The 21,787-nt window shown below is 45.5% G+C and carries 22 protein-coding genes and 1 pseudogene; 7 read left to right on the top strand and 16 right to left on the bottom strand.

What is annotated here, in order from left to right; genetic code table 11:
• Positions 1–198: 198 nt before the first annotated feature.
• Together QUB39_RS11200 and QUB39_RS11195 are read right to left on the bottom strand one after the other, a co-directional pair.
• Positions 199–912, bottom strand: a complete 714-nt coding sequence (locus QUB39_RS11200; protein ID WP_333208942.1) for an alternative oxidase — start codon at positions 910–912, stop codon at positions 199–201.
• 48 nt (positions 913–960) lie between these two features.
• Entirely contained in the window at positions 961–3,279 is a 2,319-nt protein-coding gene (locus QUB39_RS11195) for a nitric-oxide reductase large subunit (protein ID WP_333208943.1), read from the bottom strand.
• 161 nt (positions 3,280–3,440) lie between these two features.
• Between QUB39_RS11195 and QUB39_RS11190 the strand changes: the two genes are divergently transcribed.
• Together QUB39_RS11190 and QUB39_RS11185 are read left to right on the top strand one after the other, a co-directional pair.
• Complete coding sequence (locus QUB39_RS11190; protein WP_333291646.1) at positions 3,441–4,145, top strand: Crp/Fnr family transcriptional regulator; 705 nt, start codon at positions 3,441–3,443, stop codon at positions 4,143–4,145.
• A gap of 104 nt (positions 4,146–4,249) precedes the next feature.
• Positions 4,250–4,393, top strand: a pseudogene (locus QUB39_RS11185) (ISAzo13 family transposase); the annotation flags it as partial.
• On the opposite strand, the gene QUB39_RS11180 reads toward QUB39_RS11185, so the two are convergent.
• The 9 genes from QUB39_RS11180 to QUB39_RS11140 form a co-directional block, all read right to left on the bottom strand.
• Complete coding sequence (locus tag QUB39_RS11180; RefSeq protein WP_333485065.1) at positions 4,335–4,667, bottom strand: DUF5615 family PIN-like protein; 333 nt, start codon at positions 4,665–4,667, stop codon at positions 4,335–4,337. The pseudogene QUB39_RS11185 and the gene QUB39_RS11180 sit on opposite strands and share 59 nt — an antisense overlap.
• Positions 4,664–4,894, bottom strand: coding sequence for a DUF433 domain-containing protein (locus QUB39_RS11175; protein ID WP_006634608.1), 231 nt, complete (start codon positions 4,892–4,894; stop codon positions 4,664–4,666). The genes QUB39_RS11180 and QUB39_RS11175 overlap by 4 nt, the downstream gene beginning before the upstream one ends.
• A gap of 30 nt (positions 4,895–4,924) precedes the next feature.
• Positions 4,925–5,317 (bottom strand): type II toxin-antitoxin system VapC family toxin, encoded by a 393-nt coding sequence (vapC, locus tag QUB39_RS11170; protein WP_333053538.1) that lies wholly within the window; start codon positions 5,315–5,317, stop codon positions 4,925–4,927.
• Between the two features lie 7 nt (positions 5,318–5,324).
• Entirely contained in the window at positions 5,325–5,525 is a 201-nt protein-coding gene (locus QUB39_RS11165; RefSeq protein ID WP_333208949.1) for a type II toxin-antitoxin system VapB family antitoxin, read from the bottom strand.
• 43 nt (positions 5,526–5,568) lie between these two features.
• Positions 5,569–5,955: a DUF6887 family protein gene (locus QUB39_RS11160; RefSeq protein WP_333232573.1), complete on the bottom strand. Its 387-nt coding sequence runs from the start codon at positions 5,953–5,955 to the stop codon at positions 5,569–5,571.
• Positions 5,956–6,008: 53 nt separating this feature from the next.
• A complete protein-coding gene (locus QUB39_RS11155; RefSeq protein ID WP_333053535.1) occupies positions 6,009–6,839 on the bottom strand; it encodes a TIGR02452 family protein in 831 nt (276 codons plus the stop codon).
• Between the two features lie 78 nt (positions 6,840–6,917).
• Complete coding sequence (locus QUB39_RS11150; protein ID WP_333485064.1) at positions 6,918–8,468, bottom strand: ATP-binding protein; 1,551 nt, start codon at positions 8,466–8,468, stop codon at positions 6,918–6,920.
• Positions 8,469–8,776: 308 nt separating this feature from the next.
• On the bottom strand, positions 8,777–9,688 hold the full coding sequence (era, locus tag QUB39_RS11145; protein WP_333053634.1) for a GTPase Era: 912 nt from the start codon (positions 9,686–9,688) through the stop codon (positions 8,777–8,779).
• 68 nt (positions 9,689–9,756) lie between these two features.
• A complete protein-coding gene (locus tag QUB39_RS11140; protein WP_333053533.1) occupies positions 9,757–9,930 on the bottom strand; it encodes a hypothetical protein in 174 nt (57 codons plus the stop codon).
• Positions 9,931–10,197: 267 nt separating this feature from the next.
• Here QUB39_RS11140 and QUB39_RS11135 point away from each other — a divergent pair, with 267 nt between their 5' ends.
• Complete coding sequence (locus tag QUB39_RS11135; RefSeq protein ID WP_333208954.1) at positions 10,198–10,629, top strand: hypothetical protein; 432 nt, start codon at positions 10,198–10,200, stop codon at positions 10,627–10,629.
• A gap of 565 nt (positions 10,630–11,194) precedes the next feature.
• Here the strand turns inward: QUB39_RS11135 and QUB39_RS11130 are convergent.
• Entirely contained in the window at positions 11,195–11,467 is a 273-nt protein-coding gene (locus QUB39_RS11130) for a hypothetical protein (protein WP_333053531.1), read from the bottom strand.
• A gap of 252 nt (positions 11,468–11,719) precedes the next feature.
• Between QUB39_RS11130 and QUB39_RS11125 the strand changes: the two genes are divergently transcribed.
• The 4 genes from QUB39_RS11125 (at position 11,720) to QUB39_RS11110 (ending at position 14,312) form a co-directional block, all read left to right on the top strand.
• The gene (locus QUB39_RS11125) at positions 11,720–12,277 is read left to right on the top strand and encodes an NUDIX hydrolase (protein ID WP_333208956.1); all 558 of its coding nucleotides are present in this window, start codon (positions 11,720–11,722) and stop codon (positions 12,275–12,277) included.
• 81 nt (positions 12,278–12,358) lie between these two features.
• Complete coding sequence (locus tag QUB39_RS11120; protein ID WP_333208958.1) at positions 12,359–13,114, top strand: ATP-binding cassette domain-containing protein; 756 nt, start codon at positions 12,359–12,361, stop codon at positions 13,112–13,114.
• A gap of 52 nt (positions 13,115–13,166) precedes the next feature.
• Positions 13,167–13,628 (top strand): DUF29 domain-containing protein, encoded by a 462-nt coding sequence (locus tag QUB39_RS11115; protein WP_333053528.1) that lies wholly within the window; start codon positions 13,167–13,169, stop codon positions 13,626–13,628.
• 33 nt (positions 13,629–13,661) lie between these two features.
• Positions 13,662–14,312 (top strand): ABC transporter permease, encoded by a 651-nt coding sequence (locus QUB39_RS11110; protein ID WP_333208960.1) that lies wholly within the window; start codon positions 13,662–13,664, stop codon positions 14,310–14,312.
• On the opposite strand, the gene QUB39_RS11105 is transcribed toward QUB39_RS11110, so the two are convergent.
• The 4 genes from QUB39_RS11105 to QUB39_RS11090 all read right to left on the bottom strand — a co-directional run.
• Complete coding sequence (locus tag QUB39_RS11105; RefSeq protein WP_333260571.1) at positions 14,299–14,934, bottom strand: DUF1802 family protein; 636 nt, start codon at positions 14,932–14,934, stop codon at positions 14,299–14,301. The genes QUB39_RS11110 and QUB39_RS11105 overlap by 14 nt on opposite strands.
• A 116-nt stretch (positions 14,935–15,050) precedes the next feature.
• Positions 15,051–16,331 carry a glycosyltransferase family 4 protein gene (locus tag QUB39_RS11100; RefSeq protein WP_333053633.1) on the bottom strand — a complete coding sequence of 427 codons (1,281 nt, stop codon included), beginning with the start codon at positions 16,329–16,331 and terminating at the stop codon, positions 15,051–15,053.
• Between the two features lie 222 nt (positions 16,332–16,553).
• Positions 16,554–17,282, bottom strand: a complete 729-nt coding sequence (locus QUB39_RS11095; protein WP_333233893.1) for a class I SAM-dependent methyltransferase — start codon at positions 17,280–17,282, stop codon at positions 16,554–16,556.
• Between the two features lie 138 nt (positions 17,283–17,420).
• Positions 17,421–21,787 (bottom strand): glycosyltransferase (locus QUB39_RS11090; RefSeq protein ID WP_333485063.1); only part of this gene is annotated, 4,367 nt, incomplete at its 5' end.

Raw genomic sequence — 21,787 nt, 5'->3', positions numbered from 1 at the left:
TTCATCCGATTATAATCGTTCTGCTAAATCAATGATTTTGGACTTGAGTTGGCTCAATGGCATTTGAAAATCTCCTCCCACAGGGATTTCTGTTGTCGATAGACCACCGAAATAGCATCCATCTGAAAAGCCGCGATCGCCCCTAGACACGGGGCGATACCAACGTTTTCATACCAGAGAACGACGGGTTCAAATCACCTATTTCGACGGACTGAGTTCCACAGCATCGGTCTTTGCAGTTAACTCAACCTTTAGCGTAGAAGCTGCCTGCATCGCATGGGGACTGACTAACGAGAATTGTGCAGTCGGCTGCTGACAAGCCACCATTGTTTTCACGTGTTCCATTTCATCATCCCGAATGGCCACAAACACATCATAGAGATTGTCGATTTTCGGACGACGGAATACATTAGCACTGCTTGTTTGAAACTCGTCAAACATATACAAATCGCCATCTCGATAGTATTGGAGAGCGACATCTGGTGCGGGCTGTTGCTTGAGAGCTTCAGCTTCGGCATTGAGGAACTTGTCGTAGCTGGCATAGGCGTGTCCCTCTACAAGTTCCATGAAGTTGTAGGCAGATTTGGACGACACCATGTAGACCAAAATGATAATCCAGTAGTAAATGAGTGCAGTGGCTCGTGCTAGAAGGCGATCGACCCAAAAGCTCGATCCTCCCAGTGATTCCATAATCAACAGATGATGTAGTTCATTCCACGACTCCGAAAAGTGGATTTTTAACCAATCAGCCTTCCGCCACCAGCCCAAGGTTTCATAGAGGTGAAGTACCGATAGATAAGAGAAATAAGGAACACGAGCCACGGTTTCTAGCACATAAAACCGAGGATAAGGGCGATCGGCATAGACGACATTGATCACAAAAACGAGAATACCAACTAAGAGACGAATCATTGACTGAATCCTCAATAAATACGAAAGATAATTTGAACAATTGAGCAACTAATGACTGACGACCGGAATCTCAGCCGCAATGGTTTCGAGGGGTTGGGCTTGAGTAGGCTGTTGGAAAATAGCCACGATCGCTTTAATCACGCAAAAGACGAGGATCAATGCACCAACCGAGAAGACGATATCCCCAGGGATGCGTAGCCAAACTGTCCACTGCATCCATGCCGAACCAATGACTTCAGCACTGCGAGCGTACCAAGTGCCATGATTAACGGATTGCACCAATTGATAAAAACCATTAGGAATCAGTCCTAAAACCATCATCATGCCTAGACCAACATTGATCCACCAGAAGGATAAATTGAAGTTTTTCTCATCCCATGCGCGATCAGGAGTGATTTCACGCAAGGCAAAGAGCATCAGGGCGATCGCCAGGGAGCCATACACACCGAAGAGTGCAGAGTGAGCGTGAATTGGGGTTGTGTTTAGTCCTTGGGAATAATAGAGAACGATCGGTGGATTGATTAAGAAACCAAAGACACCTGCGCCAATTAAGTTCCAAAAAGCAGTGGCAATAAAGAATTTTAGTGGTACTCGATAAAATCCTTGCGCTTCTTGGGATAGCTTCATCGACTTCACCACTTCAAAGCCAATTAAGGTCAAGGGAACGACTTCTAAGGCTGAAGCAACGGAACCCATCGACGTAATGAATACAGGTGTTCCTGCAAAGTAGAGATGGTGTAACGTGCCGATTACGCCACTACCGAGATAGAGAATTGTCGTCATGTAGGTGGCTCTCAGGGCGGAGGAGCGCTTTAGGAAGCCCAATTCGCTACATAGATAGGCGATCGCTACCGTCGCAAATACCTCAAAGAAACCTTCTACCCAAAGATGCACAACCCACCAACGCCAATATTCAGCAATGCTCAAATGGGTGTGATTGTTGTACATCAACCCTGACGCATAGAACAGGGGAATCGTAATCGCACTGTAGAGAAAGAAGTGATTCAGTCCCGTTTTATCGCCTTCCGCCTTGAGTGCAGGCTTGAGGGCGCGGTACATCAGCCAGAGCCAAAACACCATGCCACCAATCAGCAATAATTGCCAGAGGCGACCAAGTTCTACATATTCATAGCCCTGATGTCCAAACCAGAAACTATTGTCACCGCCGATAATGCCTTGGACACTAGCCCAAGATCCGATTAAGGAACCAACAACAACGACAGTCAAAGCCACTAACAAACCGCCATTGCCCCAAGCTTGCAACTTCGGCTCATGTTTACCAAACCTTGGCGCGAAATATAGCCCTGCGGCGAGCCAACAGGTGGCAATCCAAAATACTGCTAGCTGTAAATGCCAAGTCCGCGAGGCGGCATAGGGTAAATATTGCTGAAGTGGCACACCATAGAAGCCGTCGCCTTCTACAGCGTAATGGGCTGTGACCATTCCCATCAACATTTGCACCAAAAACAAAGTCATAGCAACCCCAAAGAAGAGGGTAGTGACTTTTTGGCTCGGTGTGGCAATCCGAATCAGGGGGCGATGGGCGACAGCGATTACTTCTTCGCTATCTTCTTGGGTGATGTAAACAAACAGAAATATACCGATCGCCGCAATCAGCACAATCACCGACACAATTGACCAGATCAAGAATTGAGCCGGAGCCTGATTGCCAATCAAGTCATCGTGGGGAAAGTTGGCGGTATAGGAAAATGGTGCATTCGGGCGATCGGCAGATGCTGCCCAAGCCGTCCAACTAAAGAAAGCGGTGACATTGCGGATTTGCGTGTCGTCAGTAAACCAACCGCTAGGAATGGAATGAATCTTGGAGCCTTGGGATAGCAAAGTTTTATAGCTATCAAAAACCTTGCTTAGTCCCTTAGTTTGAGCAGCCGTGAGGGTTAAAGCGCCTGTCTCTGACGCATAGCGATTAGTTTTAAATTCTTGCTGTACCTGCGCTTGGAGAGTAGCGCGATCGACTTCTGATAGTGCCTGTAAATCTGCTTCACTAAAATCAGGATTGCCATTATGCAAAATTCCTGCCGTTGCTAAGCCCCAACGGTGTAAAACATCGGCAGTCCAGTCGGGTGCTAAATAACTGCCGTGCCCCCAAATACTCCCAATATGTTGTCCACCGCGACCCAGATAGGCTACTTGCCCAGCTTCAATATTCGCTTGAGTTAGAATGATTTCCTGTTGCGGCGACACCACAGTAGCGGGAATCGGTGGTGCATTTTTGTAAATCGCCGATCCTGCAAAGATCAGCACTGAAAAAGTGACGATGCAAATTAGCACCAGCCAAGCGGGTAGGCTAATTTGACGGGGACGAGCGCGGGCTGTCACCACTTTGTCAAAGGTTGGGTTTGCCATAAAGCCATAAATTCGGTTTTAAAGTACCTATCGACATAGCATAGGAGAATAGAACCTAATAATGCTTTGACTTAAGTCAAAAACAACCTTAAAAAATGCTCAAGTACGTTTATCTTGTCTAGCTCGGCGCTTTGTTCCAACCATCCTCACTACCCTAAACGATGTTAAATAGAGTCGATTTGAGCAACTGGTTACAAAACATTCTAATTTTTCAAGGATTATCGGCAGAGCAACTGATTCCTTTAGCTCAGATCGCTCAACTGCAAACCTTTGGAAAAGATGAGACAATTTTCCATCAGGGCAGTGATGCAACTGGGTTTTTCATTGTCCAAGCTGGTCGTGTCAAGGTATTTAAGACTGCATCCAATGGGAAAGAACACATTTTACATTTATTAAAAAGAGGCGATTACTTTGCCGAAGTTGCCACCTTTGATGGCAAAGCTTTTCCAGCTTCGGCGATCGCATTGGAATCCACAGAATTAATCTTCTTCCCTCGGTTAGCTTTTCTGGATTTACTTCATCAATATCCTGCGCTCGCCATCAATATGCTGACAAGTTTGGCAACCCGTTCGCGTAAATTGGCACAGATGGTGGAAGATCTGTCGTTTAAAGAAGTGCCACAAAGATTAGCGGCTTATTTATTAGATTTGAGCGGTCGCGCTAATGGAGATCAAGTTATTAATCTAGATGTTACTAAAACTCAACTAGCTGCTATTTTAGGGACGATTTCTGCTACCCTTTCTAGGGCATTCTCGCATCTCCACGATAAAGGATTAATTACGATCAATGGTTCTCAGATTGAGTTATTGGATCGCGATCGGCTACAAGCGTTGAGTCAGAATGTAGAGTTGGGCGATCGCTTTTAGATCATGACTTTTGGAGTTTAGGTCACTGAAAAGTGATTCCACATGGGATTTATGATTTTCAACAAAACATAGGATATATAACATTATGAAACAGTAAAGATGCCAGTGAATTCGCGTGTGAGGCTTTAAAAGATTGGTGGAATAATCATGGAAAAACTACCTACCCTAACGCTAATTCGATTCGGTGTATTATGATAAAGCAAGCAGCGATAAATTCTCGTCTTCATAAAATAATTCGATCGCGTTAAAATTCCGACGCAGCAAATTTTCAATTTGCAATGTCGAACAGTTTCCAAGGCAAAGCCAAATAACTTTCGGTGGGTTCCCAAATACTAAGCTCAGGTCGTGCATATCCGCGTCTTTCGAGACAATCATCAAATTATTGTCTTTTGCATAATCCCAAACTATTGGGTCGATCGTTGCTTTCATTCCCACATCTCGAACGTGAAGCGAATTTGGGAAAATATCGCTCAAACGATTCGGCAACTTGGGCGACAAGTTTTCATCAAAAAGTAATTTCATGCCGATAAGGTCGCGGTCATAAACCGACGCTCACGGTCAGCAGCATAAGCAATGCAGGCTTTTAAATCTTCTCGCGTCAAATCGGGAAAATCGTCGAGAATTTCTGCTTCGGTCATCTCGGAAGCCAGGTACTCAAGCACTTCATAAACTGTAATTCGCAAGCCGCGTACACAAGGCTTACCACCGCGTTTGTTTGCTTCGATCGTGATGTGGTTTCGGTAGTTCATAGTTTGATATGGGATTTTTAGCAGACCAGTTTAGAGAGCAGATTTCAGTCCAAGACGATCGACGAATGGAAGAAAGTCCCGATCGGCAAATAAGAGTTCGTGATTGTTTTCGATGCAGAAGGTGGCGATAATGACATCAATCGTTTTGCGAACTGTGATGCCTTGCTTTCTGAGGGTGCGAAAATTGTCAGCACTTTTGATGGCGAGGTCGGCTTCGAGGAAATTGAAGACGGTGAGATTGGTGAGGAGATGCTTGGCCCTGTTGTAGTCGGAGTCTTGGTGAAACCCTTGGAGGACTTCGGTGAGGATAAGGTTGCCGATCGCGATCGGTTGGGTGGTGAGGAGTTGGTCAAGGAGATCGGTTTGTGGGGTGGATTGTCCGTTAAAGTAGTCAATCCAGACGCTGGAATCAACAATAATCATGGGCTTACTATTGTTCCGTATCCGTTCTCATGCGATCGAGGTCGCCGTCCCAGGCGAGTTTACCCCGTAGCGCACGTAGGTTCTCTTGGTTTTTCATTTGGATCAGCAGGTTCAGGGCCAATTCGATGACTTCTTGTTGTGCAGTCAGTCCGGTGACTTGGAGCGCATTGGTGATGAGGGAGCTATCGATTTCGATCGTGCTTTTCATAGGTGCTTTTGGGGTGAGTTTTATCGATCGCGCTTTCATCCGATTATAAGCGATCGCCCATCGGCAGCGATCGACATCTAGCGTATCTATTTATTCTACCAATTTTCTGTAGGTCAATCTCTCGATCGAGATTCCGAATCATCTCCAAGGTCAGGCAGTGTTTACGAGATAACGGCAAAACGCTGCGGCGGCAAGTAACACCGAAACGAAGCGAAAAGACTCTATTCCGCTCCACTGTGTTGTTAGCTGGCTGGCTACTACGCGATGCTTCTAATTTCTGCCGAATTGCTGCCTGAATCTTTGCGTCAAAATCGGGATCCATCGGGCTTCCAATGATTGATTTCGGACGCTGACTGAACCTGTCTAAATATGCCTGACAAGCAGCTCGATCGGGCGCGATTTTCCAGAAAGTACCGTCTCTATTCGGCATCGCTCATAGCCTCAAAATTCACTTGGCTCATCAGAATACCTCCCCATTCGGTACTATTTCAAAAATCTATTTTTAAACGCCTTCAATGTATCCTTACTCTTAGCCGAATCGTATATACCAAAAACTACACGATCGAAACATCCATGAAATCGCGGACTCTCAAGCCACTGACCAAAAGCATCTGCTACCATACTGGCATCGTTGCAAAACACACCACAGCCCCATGCACCGAGTAACAACGATCGATGTCCATTATCTTGCGCCACCGCAAGTACATATCCAGCACGTCGCCGTAATGCTTTTTCAATATCGGGAATTGCATTGGGATCGCGACGCAATACTTGACCTGCATTTGGTGCGGGCGCAGTAATAACAGATGCTAAAAAATAATCATCGAGCAATTCACGACTGCGGATTCTAAACCAAGGAACTTTTGGAGAATAAATCAGATAATCGGTGTAAAGAAGAGAATCTTGCGATCGGTTTGCTTGATAATACTCGGGCTGTGTCAATTGACAGGGATATAACCCGGAACAGCGAGCCAAATCTTCTTCTTGTGCTTTTGCACCATTAATAAATCCGCCGCCAGGATTTCGAGCGGAGGCATAGTTTAGGAGCGCGAGATCGTGGCAACCTTCACCTTTTACCAAACGGTAGGCGGCTGCTTGAGAGGTCTCATCGGTAACTTCCACCAAAAGGCTCTGTTTCGCATCACATTGCGTATTTTGCAATAAATTTTCAACTTCTTCTGGTCGATACAATTTAGTATTTTTCTCTGCCAGCTTCTGCTCGGTAGCGAAATTAATAACACGATCGTGCCTTGAAATGAACTCGCCTTTTTCTAGAATCTGCAATGTTTCCTTGGCTATACCTTTTAACGACATACGCTCCTCCTTGGTGGTGCATAAAACTTCTTCGAGACTCAGAATGGACAACCCGAACAGACATTCATCAGAACTTCTTCACGCACGAATAACTGTAACGGTTCGCCCCATTGGTGTCAGATGAATTTCAGTATTCAGTCGTTCTTCTAATTCCAGCGCATTCTCGCGTCGATCGAATATCACCAACCACCCTTCATCTTGTCCCAATCGAGCCAAATATCCATCTAACTGTTCCAACCCTTTACTCAACGGATCGACTTTCCGAGTTCGCCAAACCTTCAGTTCAATTCCCAATGTTACCTCACCATAACGCAAACATAAATCCATTCTGTCGCGTCCGATCGCATATTCCCGTTCCAACGTTCCCCCACCATTAATTACCCGATGCAGAAATGCCATCAACACTAAATGCGGGGCAATTTCGGGATAAGATGCACTTTTGAGTAACGGTTCGCCATGCTGTAGCCAAAATTCCAGAAAAGTTTTGAGTAACGCTTGCGTGTCTAATTTGCCTTCATGAGTCAACCAACTCGGTGCAATTTGCGGCAGAGAAGCCATTGGCGTTACGGTGAGTACGCGGGGCAAAACTTCGCGATAAATTGGGTTAGCGATCGTCAATCCACCCTGAACATCCATCTTACACAAACCCAAATCGATTAAAAACTGAATATCATCATTGGGGATATTGCCCAGTTCCAAACCCGCCAACATCGGCTCGATAATGGCTTTGACTCGGTTTTCTCTGAGTCGTTCTGCCAAGCTATCCAAATGCGTATCTTGCCGTTTTATTAAAATTTCTTTAGCTGATAAAATATGTTCTGGTGTAATTTCTATAGATTCATCCGTTACTAATTCTTCTACAATTTCCTTAGCTAAAGCATTCACTAACCAAGGTTGTCCCTGAGTCAGTTCAAAAGCTAAGGCTACGGCTTCAGGTGTAAAAACTTGTCCGGTATCTTGGGTATGTTGCGCGTAGAGTTCCGCGACTTCTGAGGCATTAAAATCTCTGAGAGTAATCGATCGCACTTTAATATTAAACGGACTCGATGTATGGAGTCGATCGCTTCCCCCCGCAGCCACTTTGTAATCGCGAACATCCCGCAAACCAATTAAACCCACCGATTGCGGAAACGCTTTCGGGCGATTGGGATAACCATCGCGCAGTTGTCGCAGCATAGAAATCAACGCTTGGTCTTGTAGTGCGTCAATTTCATCGATGAAAATCACCAAAGGACGAGGAGAAGATTGTGCCCACAGGCTGAGTACATGGCCGATTTGCTGTCCCGGTTCCGACGAGGGCCAAGCAGGCGGCTGCAATTCTGGGGGAAGTCGAATCGAAATCGCCCGTCGCCAAGCACCGAGAATGGCATCCTCTGCACCCGCGATGTCTTGACTGAAGGGTGCGCCGACTTCTACCGACAGCATCACGGCGGTGTATTGTCCGCTTTCGGTGAGTTGTTTGGCTAACGCCAGCATAGCGGTGGTTTTCCCCACTTGCCGGGGTGCATGGATGACGAAATAGTTGCGTTGAGCGATTAACCTTTCTAAGCTGGGTAAGCGTACCGTGGGCGACAATGCGTAATGAATGTCTTCTTGGCATGGGCCAGCAGTATTGAACCAACGCGGCATAGGTCAACTGGGGCGAATGGGGCTGCTCTCAGTTTACTTTACGGTTGTTGGAATGGCGTTCTAGTTGTTAAGCGGGGGTTTGTACCGACTCTCCGCACCCGATGAAACTCTCTCAGAGCGAAAGTCGTGCTCGATTCTTGATTCAAAAGACCTCTTGCAAAAATAATTAGGACGGGCAAGATGCCCATCCCACAAAATTTATTTTTTCTTGTGGGATGGGCATCTTGCCCGTCCCATCAATAGATGAAAAGGATTTTTTGCAAGAGGTCTAAAGAACCGAAGAAATCCAACTGCCAACTGCCAAAGTTTCACTCTTCCACGCGATAGCCCAATTCCGCCAAACGGGTGCGGGACTGCCGCCACTTCGGCTGCACCTTGACAAATAACTCCAAATATACTTTGCCTTCAATTAACTTTTGAATCTGTTCTCGCGCCGCACTGCCGATCGACTTGAGCATACTGCCGCTTTTACCGATTAAAATGCCTTTTTGGGAATCCCGTTCCACGTGAATTGTCGCCAGAATGCGCGTAATTTTTGCTTCTTCTTGAACAATGTCGATCGCAATTGCTACCGAATGCGGCACTTCTTCCCGCGTCAGCAGCAAAATCTGTTCCCGAATCAATTCGCCCATAATAAAGCGTTCCGGCTGGTCAGTCACCAAATCGGGCGGATAATAATAAGGCCCAACCTCCAAATGTTCGATTAACAATTGTTGCAGCGACTCGACACCCTCGCCCGTGAGAGCGGAAAATTTCACTACAGGCCACTCAGGATTGACAATTTGCTCGTAAGTTCGATCGATCAACACGGAATCCTCCGGTTGTTCGTCCAACTTATTCATCCCCAAAATCACCGGAACTTTGCAATTGCTGAGAATTTCGATAATATATCGATCGCCCCCTCCCGATTCCACCGAACCATCCACCACAAATAGCACGACATCCACCGACTGAATCGCTGTGCGGGCATTCTGCACCAAAACCTTGCCCAATTCGTGATGTGGCTTGTGAATTCCGGGAGTATCTACAAAAATAATTTGTGCTTCCGGTGTCGTTAGGATGCCTCGCAGCCTGTTACGCGTCGTCTGAGACACCGGCGAAGTAATCGCAATTTTCTGTCCCACCAACTGATTCATCAGCGTTGATTTTCCGACATTCGGGCGTCCGACAATACCCACAAAGCCGGATTTGTAACCCGCCGGAGCCGCGGGAACACCCATAATGCCCGATACGTCGATAAATTTACTATCTTCCACTAAAATCACCTATTTTCAAGCCCCTTCTCTGTCTATTGTCGCCTGAAAATACTCAAACGCCCATCGATGCACTGTAGCATCTTTCTCGCCCTGGTATAGCGCGCCACACTCAAACCTCGATCGAGCCACAAACCAGTGTTAAAACAGGATACGCGATCGGCAAAACTTGATATCTGAGACAAAATTTGATAAAGTTCCAATGACATCGCTCAAAAATGAATCATTCTGGTAAAACCGACTCCCCAATGCTGTAACAACTTCAGATGTGTAAATATCTAACTCAACTGAAACTTTTCTACAGTTGGTCAGGCCAACCAGTTTTAACATTTTTGAGAATGTTTGGTAATAAATTAGGTAAGTTGAACTCAAACTCAAAAGCTCAATATCATCAGGCGCTTTCTCAATAAAAGCTAGTGTATTTTGAGCATACCTAAATTAGTGCTAATCGTCATAAAGTTGAGGAGATGAATCGAATGAAATCGAAATTATTTTGGAGTGTCTGCACCGTTTTGGTAGCAAGCTTGCCTGTTCCCGCCTTAGCTCAAACAAGCCCTCCCACCAGCCCTCAAGCAGGTATTGACTACAAGGGTGGATCGAAGAAATACCAGTTAGTACCGGGCAGAATCCAGGACAGAACCTTGCCCAGAGCCTTTGATTTTCCAATTATTACCAATGTTGGTACTGACACTAGCATCACCTCGGATTTCCTAATTACCGATCAGTTTCGCGCCCCAGCGGGTCGTACAGAATACACCGGAGCTCTCACCGCCTGGGCAGCATCAATCAGAGAATGTCTGGCAAAACAACCACTCTTGATTCGAGCCAGCACCAAGAACCCGATTCAGATTAATGGTAGAGTAGGCACGATTGTCAGAAACGCAAATAACCGTGCAGTTTGCAAATAAGCCAGCAATATCACAGGGGCTAAATTGACCGTAATTGCTGTAAGGGCGGGTTCACCAATATCTCCCATGCAAGCATCGATACAGTAAACCCGTCACCGCAGCGATATTGGGGTCAATCGAAGCCAGTTGATATAACTTCCGCTATCTAAAGATAAAAACTAGAGAGTGTTTTTGAACAAAAAGAGCAATAGAAAACCTATTGCTCTTTTTGTTGGCGAAATTTCTATTAATATCTATTAGGACTTATACAGCGGATTCCCGGTTTATAAAGTACACCCCAGAAACCGGGTTTCTTCTGGATTTCTCGCCAGAAACCGGTTTTATTCAAGAAACCCGGTTTCTCTGTACTTCACTTACCTGGAAAGTGCTGTATGATATCGGCTGAAACGACATCATAATAAGAGGTTTGTAGTGAGGAATGCAAGTCCTTATCAAAGTTTAAGGACTTGCATTCCTCACTGCAAACGACATTATTACGCAGAAACCAGCTTGTTTCCCAAAAATCCCGTTGAACCGGAGGGATATGGATTTTAACACCTGGTTTATCAAAGTTTGTCTGCGTAATTCACGATTTAGGAGCGCAAAATTCATGTGTACTCAGTAAAATTTCGCCATAATCAGGAATCCAAGCTAGCCACTGTTCTTCCGAAGATTCACACAACAGCCACGCTTCGTCAAAGCTGAATGCGGTTGGCGGGTTGAACAATTTAACCCACATAGAAGGAGTCAATTTTGGTGCAGGTACGGCGCAGCCAAATCTTTCCCAGTCGCGGACATTGGCGAAGCTTCCGGGCGTTGGTTGGGATTGCCAAGTACGAATATCTGTTTGCAGTTTCATCACAACTCCTTTTGGGCTAAGACTCTGAACCAGGTCGGGGTTGCAACAACCCAGAGCGACGGCGCAGATAAACTTTGATTATGTAGTCTATGTTACCGAATTATCTAGGCGAATGTGTAGGGTTGTAGCAAAAATTTACAATCGAGAGGAAAAAACGGGTTCAAAGCTGAAAAGGTCGATCGGCTATTGTTGCGCTCGGCAACGATCGCCTACCATAGCAAACAACATCTGATTTATTCCAAAAATTCCCACATGAACCAAACTGCAAAATCCCAGTGGAAAACTCTAGATCGCTTTGTAGAGATCAACTCTCATTGGGTAAAACTAATCGCCGAACATCTCGAAACAACCGAAGGAAAAACAGTAGAATATTGGCGAGTAGAAAGAGCAGATTCAGTTGTAATCTTGACAATTCAAGCTGACAAATTGCTGTTTCCCCCACCGATGTATCGCCCCGGCGTGGCAGAAGCAACCCTCGATTTTCCCGGCGGTCGCGTACCAGCCGAAGCCACGCCAGCAGCAGCCGTTCCAGCTATAATCAAGAAAGAACTAGGCGTGGCAGAAAGTGCGATCGCCCGCCTCGAACCGATTAACAATATCGGCTGGGCGATAAACAGCTCATTCTCCAATCAAAAACTCTACGGTTTTGTTGCAGAATTGCACCCGACAGCAACAGTAAACCCCGAATTTATCGGTGCTGAATATCCTGTCACCCCAGACGGAATTCGCGACTTGCTCAAAAAATTAACTTGCCTCCAATGTCGAGCCTTACTGCTAGAATGGCAAAACCAAGACAATTTTAGATTTTAGATTTTAGATTTTAGATTTTGGATTGTCCCGCGACGCTAGCCAATTGACGATTTATTAAAACCAAAATCACCGGAACTAATCATGCCTCTCAATAATGAAGTTGCTGTCGAATGCCTCGACGTGACATATCGCCTCAACCGCAGGCATTTAGTAGACAAACTCAATTTCAAAGTGCTGCAAGGAGAAGTTTTAGTATTGCTGGGACGCAGCGGGAGTGGCAAAACTACTACCATGAAATTGATTAACAATTTACTAACGCCAAGCAGCGGCGAAGTTCTTGTCATGGGAAAACCGACAACTCAATGGAACCCAATTCAACTGCGCCGAAAAATTGGTTATGTCATTCAAGAAATTGGTTTGTTTCCCCATTTTACCGTCGAGCAAAACGTCGGTTTAGTGCCAAGATTAGAAGGTTGGGAGGGCGATCGTATTCAATCTCGCGTCCGCCAACTGTTAGAATTAGTCAACCTCGACCCCCAGCACTTCGCCAAACGCTATCCGCATCAGTTATCCGGCGGACAGCGGCAGCGGGTAGGCGTCGCCAGAGCACTGGCGGCTGACCCTCCGATATTGTTAATGGACGAACCGTTTGGTGCTTTAGACCCGATTACTCGTCTGGAATTACAGCGGGAATTCGGTCAATTACAGCAGCAACTTGGCAAAACTGTGATTTTTGTGACTCACGGCATTCAAGAAGCTTTTTTGTTAGCTTCTAGAATTGGTTTGATGCAAGATGGACGGTTGATTGAATTGGCAACACCTGATGATTTTCTCAAATCTCAGCATCCAGAAGCGGGGGCATTTCTTGAATGTTTGCAAGTAGCTAAATTTGAATAATTTAGCAAAAATTTGATAATATAGTTTTAGTAACTAAGCTGATAATCAAACGATGCACAGTCTTTACGAGACAGACTTCTATGCTTGGACGCAAGAACAAGCCAAGTTACTTCGCAAGTGTCAGTGGAGTCAACTTGACTTGCCAAATTTAATTGAGGAGATTGAATCTTTGGGCAAACAGGAACGTCAAGAACTTAGAAATCGTTTGAGCATTTTGCTGGGACATTTGCTGAAGTGGCAATATCAGCCCCAGCAGCGGAGTCGTAGCTGGTTGTCTACAATTCGAGTGCAGCGGCGGGACACTCAGAGACTGATACAAGATAACCCAAGTCTGAAACCTTACTTGCAAGAAGCTTTCCAAGAAGCTTATCAAAACGGTAGAGATTTGGCAGTAGGAGAAACCGATTTGCCTCTCAAAACATTTCCTCAAAATTGCCTTTACAGCTTAGAGGAAATTTTGGACTCTCGCTTCTATCCTGGTGAACCAAGTCCTGAAATAGAAAATGATTTATAAGGTTGACAGCAATCAGCAAGAACCAATTACCTAATGATAATTTTTATCAACCGCTATGGCGCTGAGATAATTCAGCGCGCCAGTGAACACTTATATTTAGTAACTGTTGCAATTTTTATCGCTATTATTGTGGGGATGCCCCTGGGAATTTTAGCCACGAGAAAACCTAAATTGAAAAAGCCAATTTTGGGATTTGCTAATATTATGCAAACAATTCCCAGTTTAGCTTTGTTTGGCTTGCTAATCCCGGTGCCGGTAGTGGGTGGAATAGGCGATCGCACGGCAATTATCGCCCTCACTCTGTATTCTTTACTGCCTATTATCCGCAATACTTATACTGGGATTGTCGGCGTCGATCCAGCGATTACGGAAGCGGGAAGAGGCATGGGGATGACTGATATGCAACTGTTATGGCAAGTGGAAATTCCCCTGGCGCTGGGCGTGATTCTGGCGGGGGTGCGAGTTGCTGCGGTAATTGCGATCGGACTCGCTACAATCGCCGCTGCAATTGGTGCCGGCGGCTTGGGGGTGTTTATTTTCCGGGGCGTTGCTACCGTCAACAATCAGTTACTTTTGGCTGGGGCAATTCCGGCCGCTTTAATGGCCTTAGCTGCGGATTTTGGGCTGGGTTGGGTAGAAGCGCGCCTCTCGAAAAGTACATTAAAAACTCTTAATGAGGACTAAAATCCTGGCTACCTTCCGTCAGCGTTGTCACTCTCTGCGAACCCGAAGCATTCGCAGGATTTGCTATCAGATTGCGGATTTCATTTGACCGTTCAATGTACTCGCGATCGCTCAAAACAGCTTGGCTTCCCTCCAGGGAAATAGCATCGGCCAAATCGATCCAAGAACGGCAACCGCCGTATTCAGGAATGTAGGGAATTTCGCGGATTTCTGCAAGGCGATAAGCCCGCAGCAATAAAATATAAATTGGCTGAGTTTGTTTCCATTTCAGGCGATCGCTAACAAAATTTTCATTCCAAATATGGTAAGGAAATAGCGCAGTAATTGCCGGTTCCCAAGCTACCAAAAAAACATCAGTAATCTCCGCCCAACTGCCAATTCTAATAACTTCAGGATGCCAACCAGATTCAACTTTCTGGACTTGATGTGCAAACTCCGGCTTTAATAAATCCGGCTGTTGGTGTTCAAAAGTTGGATACAGCAAAACCTGTTTTTCAGTGACATTGAACTGTCCTGCTTGCTCGCGAATTCCCCCCTTCCGCAACAGCACAATGGTTTGACCTTGTTCCAAAGCATTAACTGCTACATTCCATTCTTTCAGCGCCCTAGTAGTTGATTTCATGGGAATTTATTTGGGTTTTAACAATAGTAACAAAAATGGTTACTTTCAAGCAAGTACAGCCATTTCTTCCTGTTAAAATTGGCGTAGTCCTGACTATGCAGGACTACCCTTTATTGCTAAATTCTCACTGCAAAAGATGCTGCTAATTCCCGTTCTGGTTCCATACCAACTGTAGGCGGCATGGAACGATTTGCTACTTGCTCGATCAGTTGTAAATGTTGCGGCAGCATTTTAGCTAAACTGTAGCGTTCTAGGGCGGTTTGACGGGCTTTGATGCGAATGTCTGCCATGCGGGTAGGATGGTCTAAAACTTCATCAATACGATCGGCTACTTGTTTCGGTGAGAAGTAATCGACTAGCAAACCGTTTTCTCCGTCGCGGATAACTTCTCTGACTGGCCCTGTGTCGGAACCGATTACTAAACATCCGGTTGATAGAGATTCAATCATCGACCAAGATAGCACAAAAGGTCTGGTCAAATAAACGTGTACGTCGGATGCTTGAATTACTTTTAAATACAGTCCGTAAGGTAGGGGCCCGACAAAGTGAACTCGCGATAAATCTAGCGGTACTTTTTTGAGCATATAGTCTTTGTAAGACTCGCCGTTGGGTAAAGAACGACCGTAACAAACTCTTTCTGAACCAACGATTACGACGTGACAGTTGGGGCGACGTTCTTGTACATAGGCGATCGACTCAATGAATTCGGGAAAACCCCGGTAAGGTTCCATTCCCCGCGATACGTAGGTGACAATTTCATCAACGCCAGACAAGTCTAAGTTAGGCAAAACCAGTTTAGCACCGGGGTCTGGTTTGAAGTAATCGGTATCTACGCCGTCGTGGAGTGTGGATAATTTTTGTTGTAATTCTGGGGGAAATTGCGATCGCTGCCAATAAGTGGGCGACAAACCCCAATCGCAAGAATATAAATCGATCAGAATCGGCGCATTTTTGATTCTAATTCTGGCCATATCGTCAACTGTTAAAGGTTCCGCTGGGTCGAAATCTGCGTCGGAACCAATCGCATGATAAAACCACTCGAAATAGCACAAAAGCGGCGTATTTGGAAAAGCTTCTTTGACAAACAATGTCGGCCCCCAACCGGAATGTCCGCAGATAATATCGGGTACGAAACCGTCTGCTTTGAGTTGTTCTGCCATTCTAAATACGGCTTGTCCGTAGATGACGGCACTTTCTAAAGGGCGGACGTATTGGTGAGTCTGCGCGTGGGGTTCTCGGCTGGGGGTAAATGCTGCTTTGCGAACGCCGGGAATGTTCCACTCTGGGCGCTCGTTTTTAGTGCCGAAAACAATTTGATTTTTGGGATCTGCGCCTAAAGCCGTGATAATGTGGCGGTATTGGGCGGGGAAGTTGGGATGGAGAAATAATGCTTTCATTGTCAGTTGTCTGTTGACTGTTGACTGTTGACTGTTGTCTGTTGTCTGTTGACTGTTGACTGATAACAATCTAAAATCTAAAATCGATTGACTGTTGACTGTTGACTGTTGACTGTTGACTGATAACAATCTAAAATCTAAAATCTAAAATCTAAAATCGATTGACTGTTGACTGTTGTTAGTTGGAATAAAATATTTTGAGGCGGCTAAAAAGCTTTGGTTTTATTCATTAGGGGTTGGCGCTTTGCAGATCCAGACGCAATCTCGCGGTACTGAAGATGTATTTTTCAGGATGATTTCATAGTTTAAATGATGGAGAAATTTTTCCATAATTGTATCAGTCATCACTGAAAATGCTGTGCCGTCTCGGTGCCCTAGCAAGTTTTTGTCCCACTCGCTGGCGAATTTTTGCCACCCTAATTCGCTAAAAATATTTGTGTGGTGAAACACGCAAATTCGATCGCCCCGCAGCAGTTTGGGAATTCGAGTCAGGTAGTTGAATATATCTACCGGCTCTACGTGTACCATTGTATCGTAACAAAAGCAGACATCCGCTGAACCTGGGGCGATGCCGTCTAATGTTAAACCGTCGAGTTTGACGTAAGAAACGCGATCGCACCCCAAGCGCGATCGGGCTGCTTGCAGCATTTGACTGGAAATGTCGGCACAAATTAGTCGATCGCAGTATTTCAGCAACAGCGAACCAGTTTTTCCCCCGCCGATACCAATTTCTAAAACCGTATGTTCTTTTTTGATGTACGGTGCAATAAATTGCTGTTCTATCAGCGCTTCGTATTCGGCTAAGGAGTTGGCGGCACCGGCAGCTTTACCTATCCATTCGTCGCCAATATAGGCAAGTTCGGCATTAGTTTTTTGCCACTGTTGGGCGTAACTGTCCCAGGCCCTTTCATAATCTACTCTTGGGCGATCGGTCATTTTATCATCGTTCATTTTTGATTATTTTATAGTATTGATGGCTCAATTTTCAATATGTTCCGCAATTCTTGGCAAATTATATTAAATCCTGCCAAAAGTCTACGAGGTGAGTTACTGCCCTTCACTGGGGGGGACGCTGGCACTGTAAAATGACTAATGACGGCTGAAATATGCTTCGCAAAAAATCTCTGCATAAGCTTGAGTCATTTCCTCAAAAGTATTAAGTGAATCCAAGACATATTTAGCGTTGTCAGCTAACTGCTGTCGCAAAGATTTATCCTCCAATAAACTAATCAAAGCTGCAACTAATTCGTCCGGGCGATCGGGCGTATAAAACAAACCATTAATTCCAGGCCGCACTTGTTCTTTAATCCCAAAAACTGGCGATGTAACAATTGGCAAATCGCAAGCCATCGCCTCCAAAATCACTCTTGGAAAACTTTCGACGCGAGAAGTGCAAACAAAAATATCAGCCGCTTTGTAATATTTTACCGTCTCCCCAGTTTCCGGGACTACTGTCACCCTTTGCCGCAACTCTGCTGGCAATTCCCCCACTAAATCGGCTAATTTATTGCTGTAAATACTGGGGCGATCGCCCACAATAAAACACCTAATTTTATTGTGCCATTTATCAGGTAAAAGTGAAAGTGCCTTAACTAAATCCTGCTGTCCTTTGCGTTCGCATACCGTTCCCAGCAGCAAAATTACCACATCTTCCGCCGCAACACCTAAAGTTTTTCTAGCTAATTCAGAATTATCCAAATTTTCCAATTTGCTTAAATCTAAGCCGTTGTGAATCACCGTAAAATTGTGGTGGCTGTTGAGAGGCAAATACCTGTCCCGCGTGGCATCCGCCACAAAAATAACTTTGTAAGGAAAGCGAAAACACTCTAAAGCTCTCGCCGCAATCTCCGAACCAAACCTGTTAAAATAAGTTTGCCAAGGTTCGCTTTCGTGCACGTTCCACACTGTAGGAATTCCGAGTTGTCGCGCCGCATCAACTACAAAAAAGTTTTCTAAAGTATTGGCATAAATTGCATCTACTTTTAAACTGGCAATTTCTGTGCTAAAACTGCGGATAGCTTCATCATAAGCATCGCGCTGATAGATGTGTTCGAGAGGATTGTCGCGCACAATTACTTCAATTCCCTGCTGTTCGTAAGCTTGACGCAGGGGCCCGTCTGTGGTGCAAAGTACGATCGGCTTAACCACACCCTCAGCCGCCAATTTCACCGCGATTTCGTACTGATGCAGGGGCGCCCCAGTAAAATCCAGCGAATTGCTGCACATCAAAACTTTGATAGGATGAATCAAATTCTCTGCTTCTGCTTCCAACCAACCAGAATCACTAAATTTGCGTTCTTCCTTCTCGGTTACATCCGTTACATCCGTTACATCCGTTACATCCGTTACAAAATCCGTTGCCGAACCTTCTTCCTTCATAAAAACCCGTCGAGGTTGAATATGAAAATACTCATCTTCTAAAGACAAATGAGGACTGTAAAAACTGTCATTTTTGCCCGCATACTTACGCCTAAAAGCCGCCACTTCTTGAGGATTGTCGGTAAAACCCCTAGAAGTTCCTTCTTTGTGCAACAACTCCGCATCGGGACAATATACGCACCGATAACCCCGTTCTAACAATCGGTATCCGTAATCTACATCATTGTAAGCAACAGCAAAATTCTCCTCATCAAAACCGCCCAATTCTAAGAACAATTGACGTGGAGTAATCGTGCAAGCGGCTGTTACCGCAGAGTAATTTCGCGTTACCATCGCTTGAGAAAGATAGCCTCGATTATTCTTGTCCATCAGCTTAAAAGCGTGACCCGCCAAACCGTGATGCAGCCCGTGAATTACGCCCGCGTGCTGAATTCTGCCGTCGGGATATAACAGCCGCGCGCCGACTGCACCCACAGCGGGAATTTGAGCGTATCCCACCATTTGACTCAGCCAGCGGGGGTTAATTACTTCAGTATCGTTGTTCAAAAACAACACATATTCGCTGTCAACTTGTTCGACAGCGCGGTTGTTAATTGCTGCAAAACTAAACTTGCCCCCAGGATTTTTTATATGCAAAACTTGGCAATTTAATTGCTTTAAATATTCCAGAGTTTTCGGGTCGTCGCTTTCGTTGTCGATAACGGCAACTTGATAATTTTTGTATGTTGTAGTTTCTAGAGAATCCAGACATGATTTCAGCAATTGGAGCTGATTTTTAGTAGGAATAATTACCGTTACTGACGGGCCGTTATCCGGGAAATCCTGGGCAAATATGCCCAAATTTTCTTTAATAGCCCATGCGTGCTGAGCGACATTGCCGTTAATTTGGCGGCGGTTTAGTGCGTCTTGAATGGCTTTTTGACCTGCGGAAAAACTGGCGGGTTTCGCGGCTCCAGATATGGCTGTAGAACCGGGTGCGGTTCGCCAGTGATACAGCACTAGCGGCAGGTGGGCGACGTGGCGAGAAATTTCGGTGGCTCTCAAGGCAAAATCGTAATCTTGCGAGCCTTCAAAACCGATTCGCAAACCGCCTATTTCTTCAAAAATGTGTCTTCTGACGGCGCACAAATGACCGAGATACATATAGGAAAGCAGCAGTTCCGGCGACCATTCCGGTTTGAATTGCGGGGCGAATCGGCGGCCTTTAGTGTCGATTTTGTCGTCGTCGGAATAGAGAAAATCTGTGGCTGGATGGGCGGCAAAATATAAGGCGACTTCGCCTAATGCGTCGGGAGTTAGTTCGTCGTCGTTGTCTAAAAACAGGATGATGTCGCCTGTTGCGAGGGCGGCGGCGCTGTTGGTTGCTGCGCTGATGTTGCCGTTTTCTGTACGAAATGTGATGCGGATACGATCGTCCTTTTGACCCCAGCTTTTCAAAGATTCAGCAACAGTTAAATCGGTGCTGCAATCGTCGGCAATGCAGAGTTCCCAGTTTGGATAAACTTGATTGATTACGCTGTCGATCGCACTTTCGAGAAAATCTATCTGCGGGTTGTAAACTGGCATTACTACCGAAATTTTTGGCAGGGGCTCCCGGCAGGATTTTAACCGAGAAATCAAATAATCGCGGGCGTGCTCGTTCCACTGATTCACCTCCAGCCAAGCGTCATATCTATCAATAGGTTGAGGCACCACAAAACCCGCAGGTGGCAGTAATTCCCCCGGCGCAGTAAACTGTTTTTGCTGCCGATAAATCTTCCCCAACTGGCGGAGCACTTTCACAATTTCCCAGGGCAAGGGCACAATTCTCCCAAGACGCTGTTTTCTCTCCCTCGCCCGCTGCTGAATAGCGGCTGTAAACCTTGATAACTCCTCAAACTTATCTGCACTTCGCTGCCAGATATGGTAGCGCCGCACTGTCAATTTTTTCGGCGCTTGAAAAGACAAAATTTCCCCGGTTTCTAACTCAGCTTGCAGAGAAACGTGCCATTCCCCTGGCGGCAAATCGACAAGGGCCTCAAAACCGCTTTCCGAACTGTTAACCCAGTCGGGAAACACTTCGCCGACATCTTTTCGCCGCAAACCGTAGGCGCATTCTACAGAAGTATCGCCGCACAACAAGCTTAATTTAGCAATTTTGCGATCGTGGTGGCAGCACCAACCTGCAAACAAAATTTGACCCTGACGCTGTTCCCACACCACCGGTACATCTAACGATGCTTGAATCGTTGAAACTAACAACGGATAAGCTGCCAACAAATGCCATTTACCTCGCTCATCTTGCGCTTCCAGTAGCACTTCGTGCCGTCCCGCAGGCGCTTCCAATTCAATTGTAAAACCTGAGTTCTTCGCAGCCGGAATATGAGAGTGTGCTAGCGCTATATCACTTCTATCTAGGCCGTAAACGCCCGCAAAACTCTGGTCTTTAATTCGGGCGCGGACTGCTGTAGTCTCTCTTTTTTGGTTAAAAACCCAGCCCACAATTAGCAGCTTGGAATCACAAACTTGCCAAGTAGTTGGTCGATCTAAGGAAAAAATAAATTTAGGGAACAAGTCGCGGATTTGGCGCTGAACTTCCCACAACTTTTCTCTCAGTTGCCACCCTAGTGAAGACTTGATGATAGCAAGTTCTGCCCGAAACTTTTCATTTTCCAGGCGGGAGTGTTCTAATTTTTCCTGAGTATCCTTTAATCTTTCCTGATTTTGACTTTGTGCTGTTTCTAACTGAATTAACTCAGCTAACTTTTGCTGCAATATAAATTCAGTTTCTTCAAATTGTACCTGAGTTTGCCCTAAGTCTGCTTCTAATTCTAATACTTTTGCTAAAGCTGTTTGAAATTGCGATTCTTTGCCGGCAAGCTGTACCTGAGTTTGTCCTAATTCTGTTTCTAATCCGAGGAGTTTTGCTAAAGCTTCTTGAAATTGCGATTCTTTGCCGGCAAGCTGTACCTGAGTTTCCCCTAAGTCTGCTTCTAATTTTAAGACTTTTGCTAAAGCTTCTTGAAATTGCGATTCTTTGCCGGCAAGCTGTACCTGAGTTTGTCCTAATTCTGTTTCTAATCCGAGGAGTTTTGCTA

Origin of the sequence: Microcoleus sp. AT8-B5 (assembly GCF_036705565.1) — a bacterium.
GTDB lineage: Bacteria > Cyanobacteriota > Cyanobacteriia > Cyanobacteriales > Microcoleaceae > Microcoleus.
This window is presented reverse-complemented; position numbering and strand designations above follow the sequence as displayed.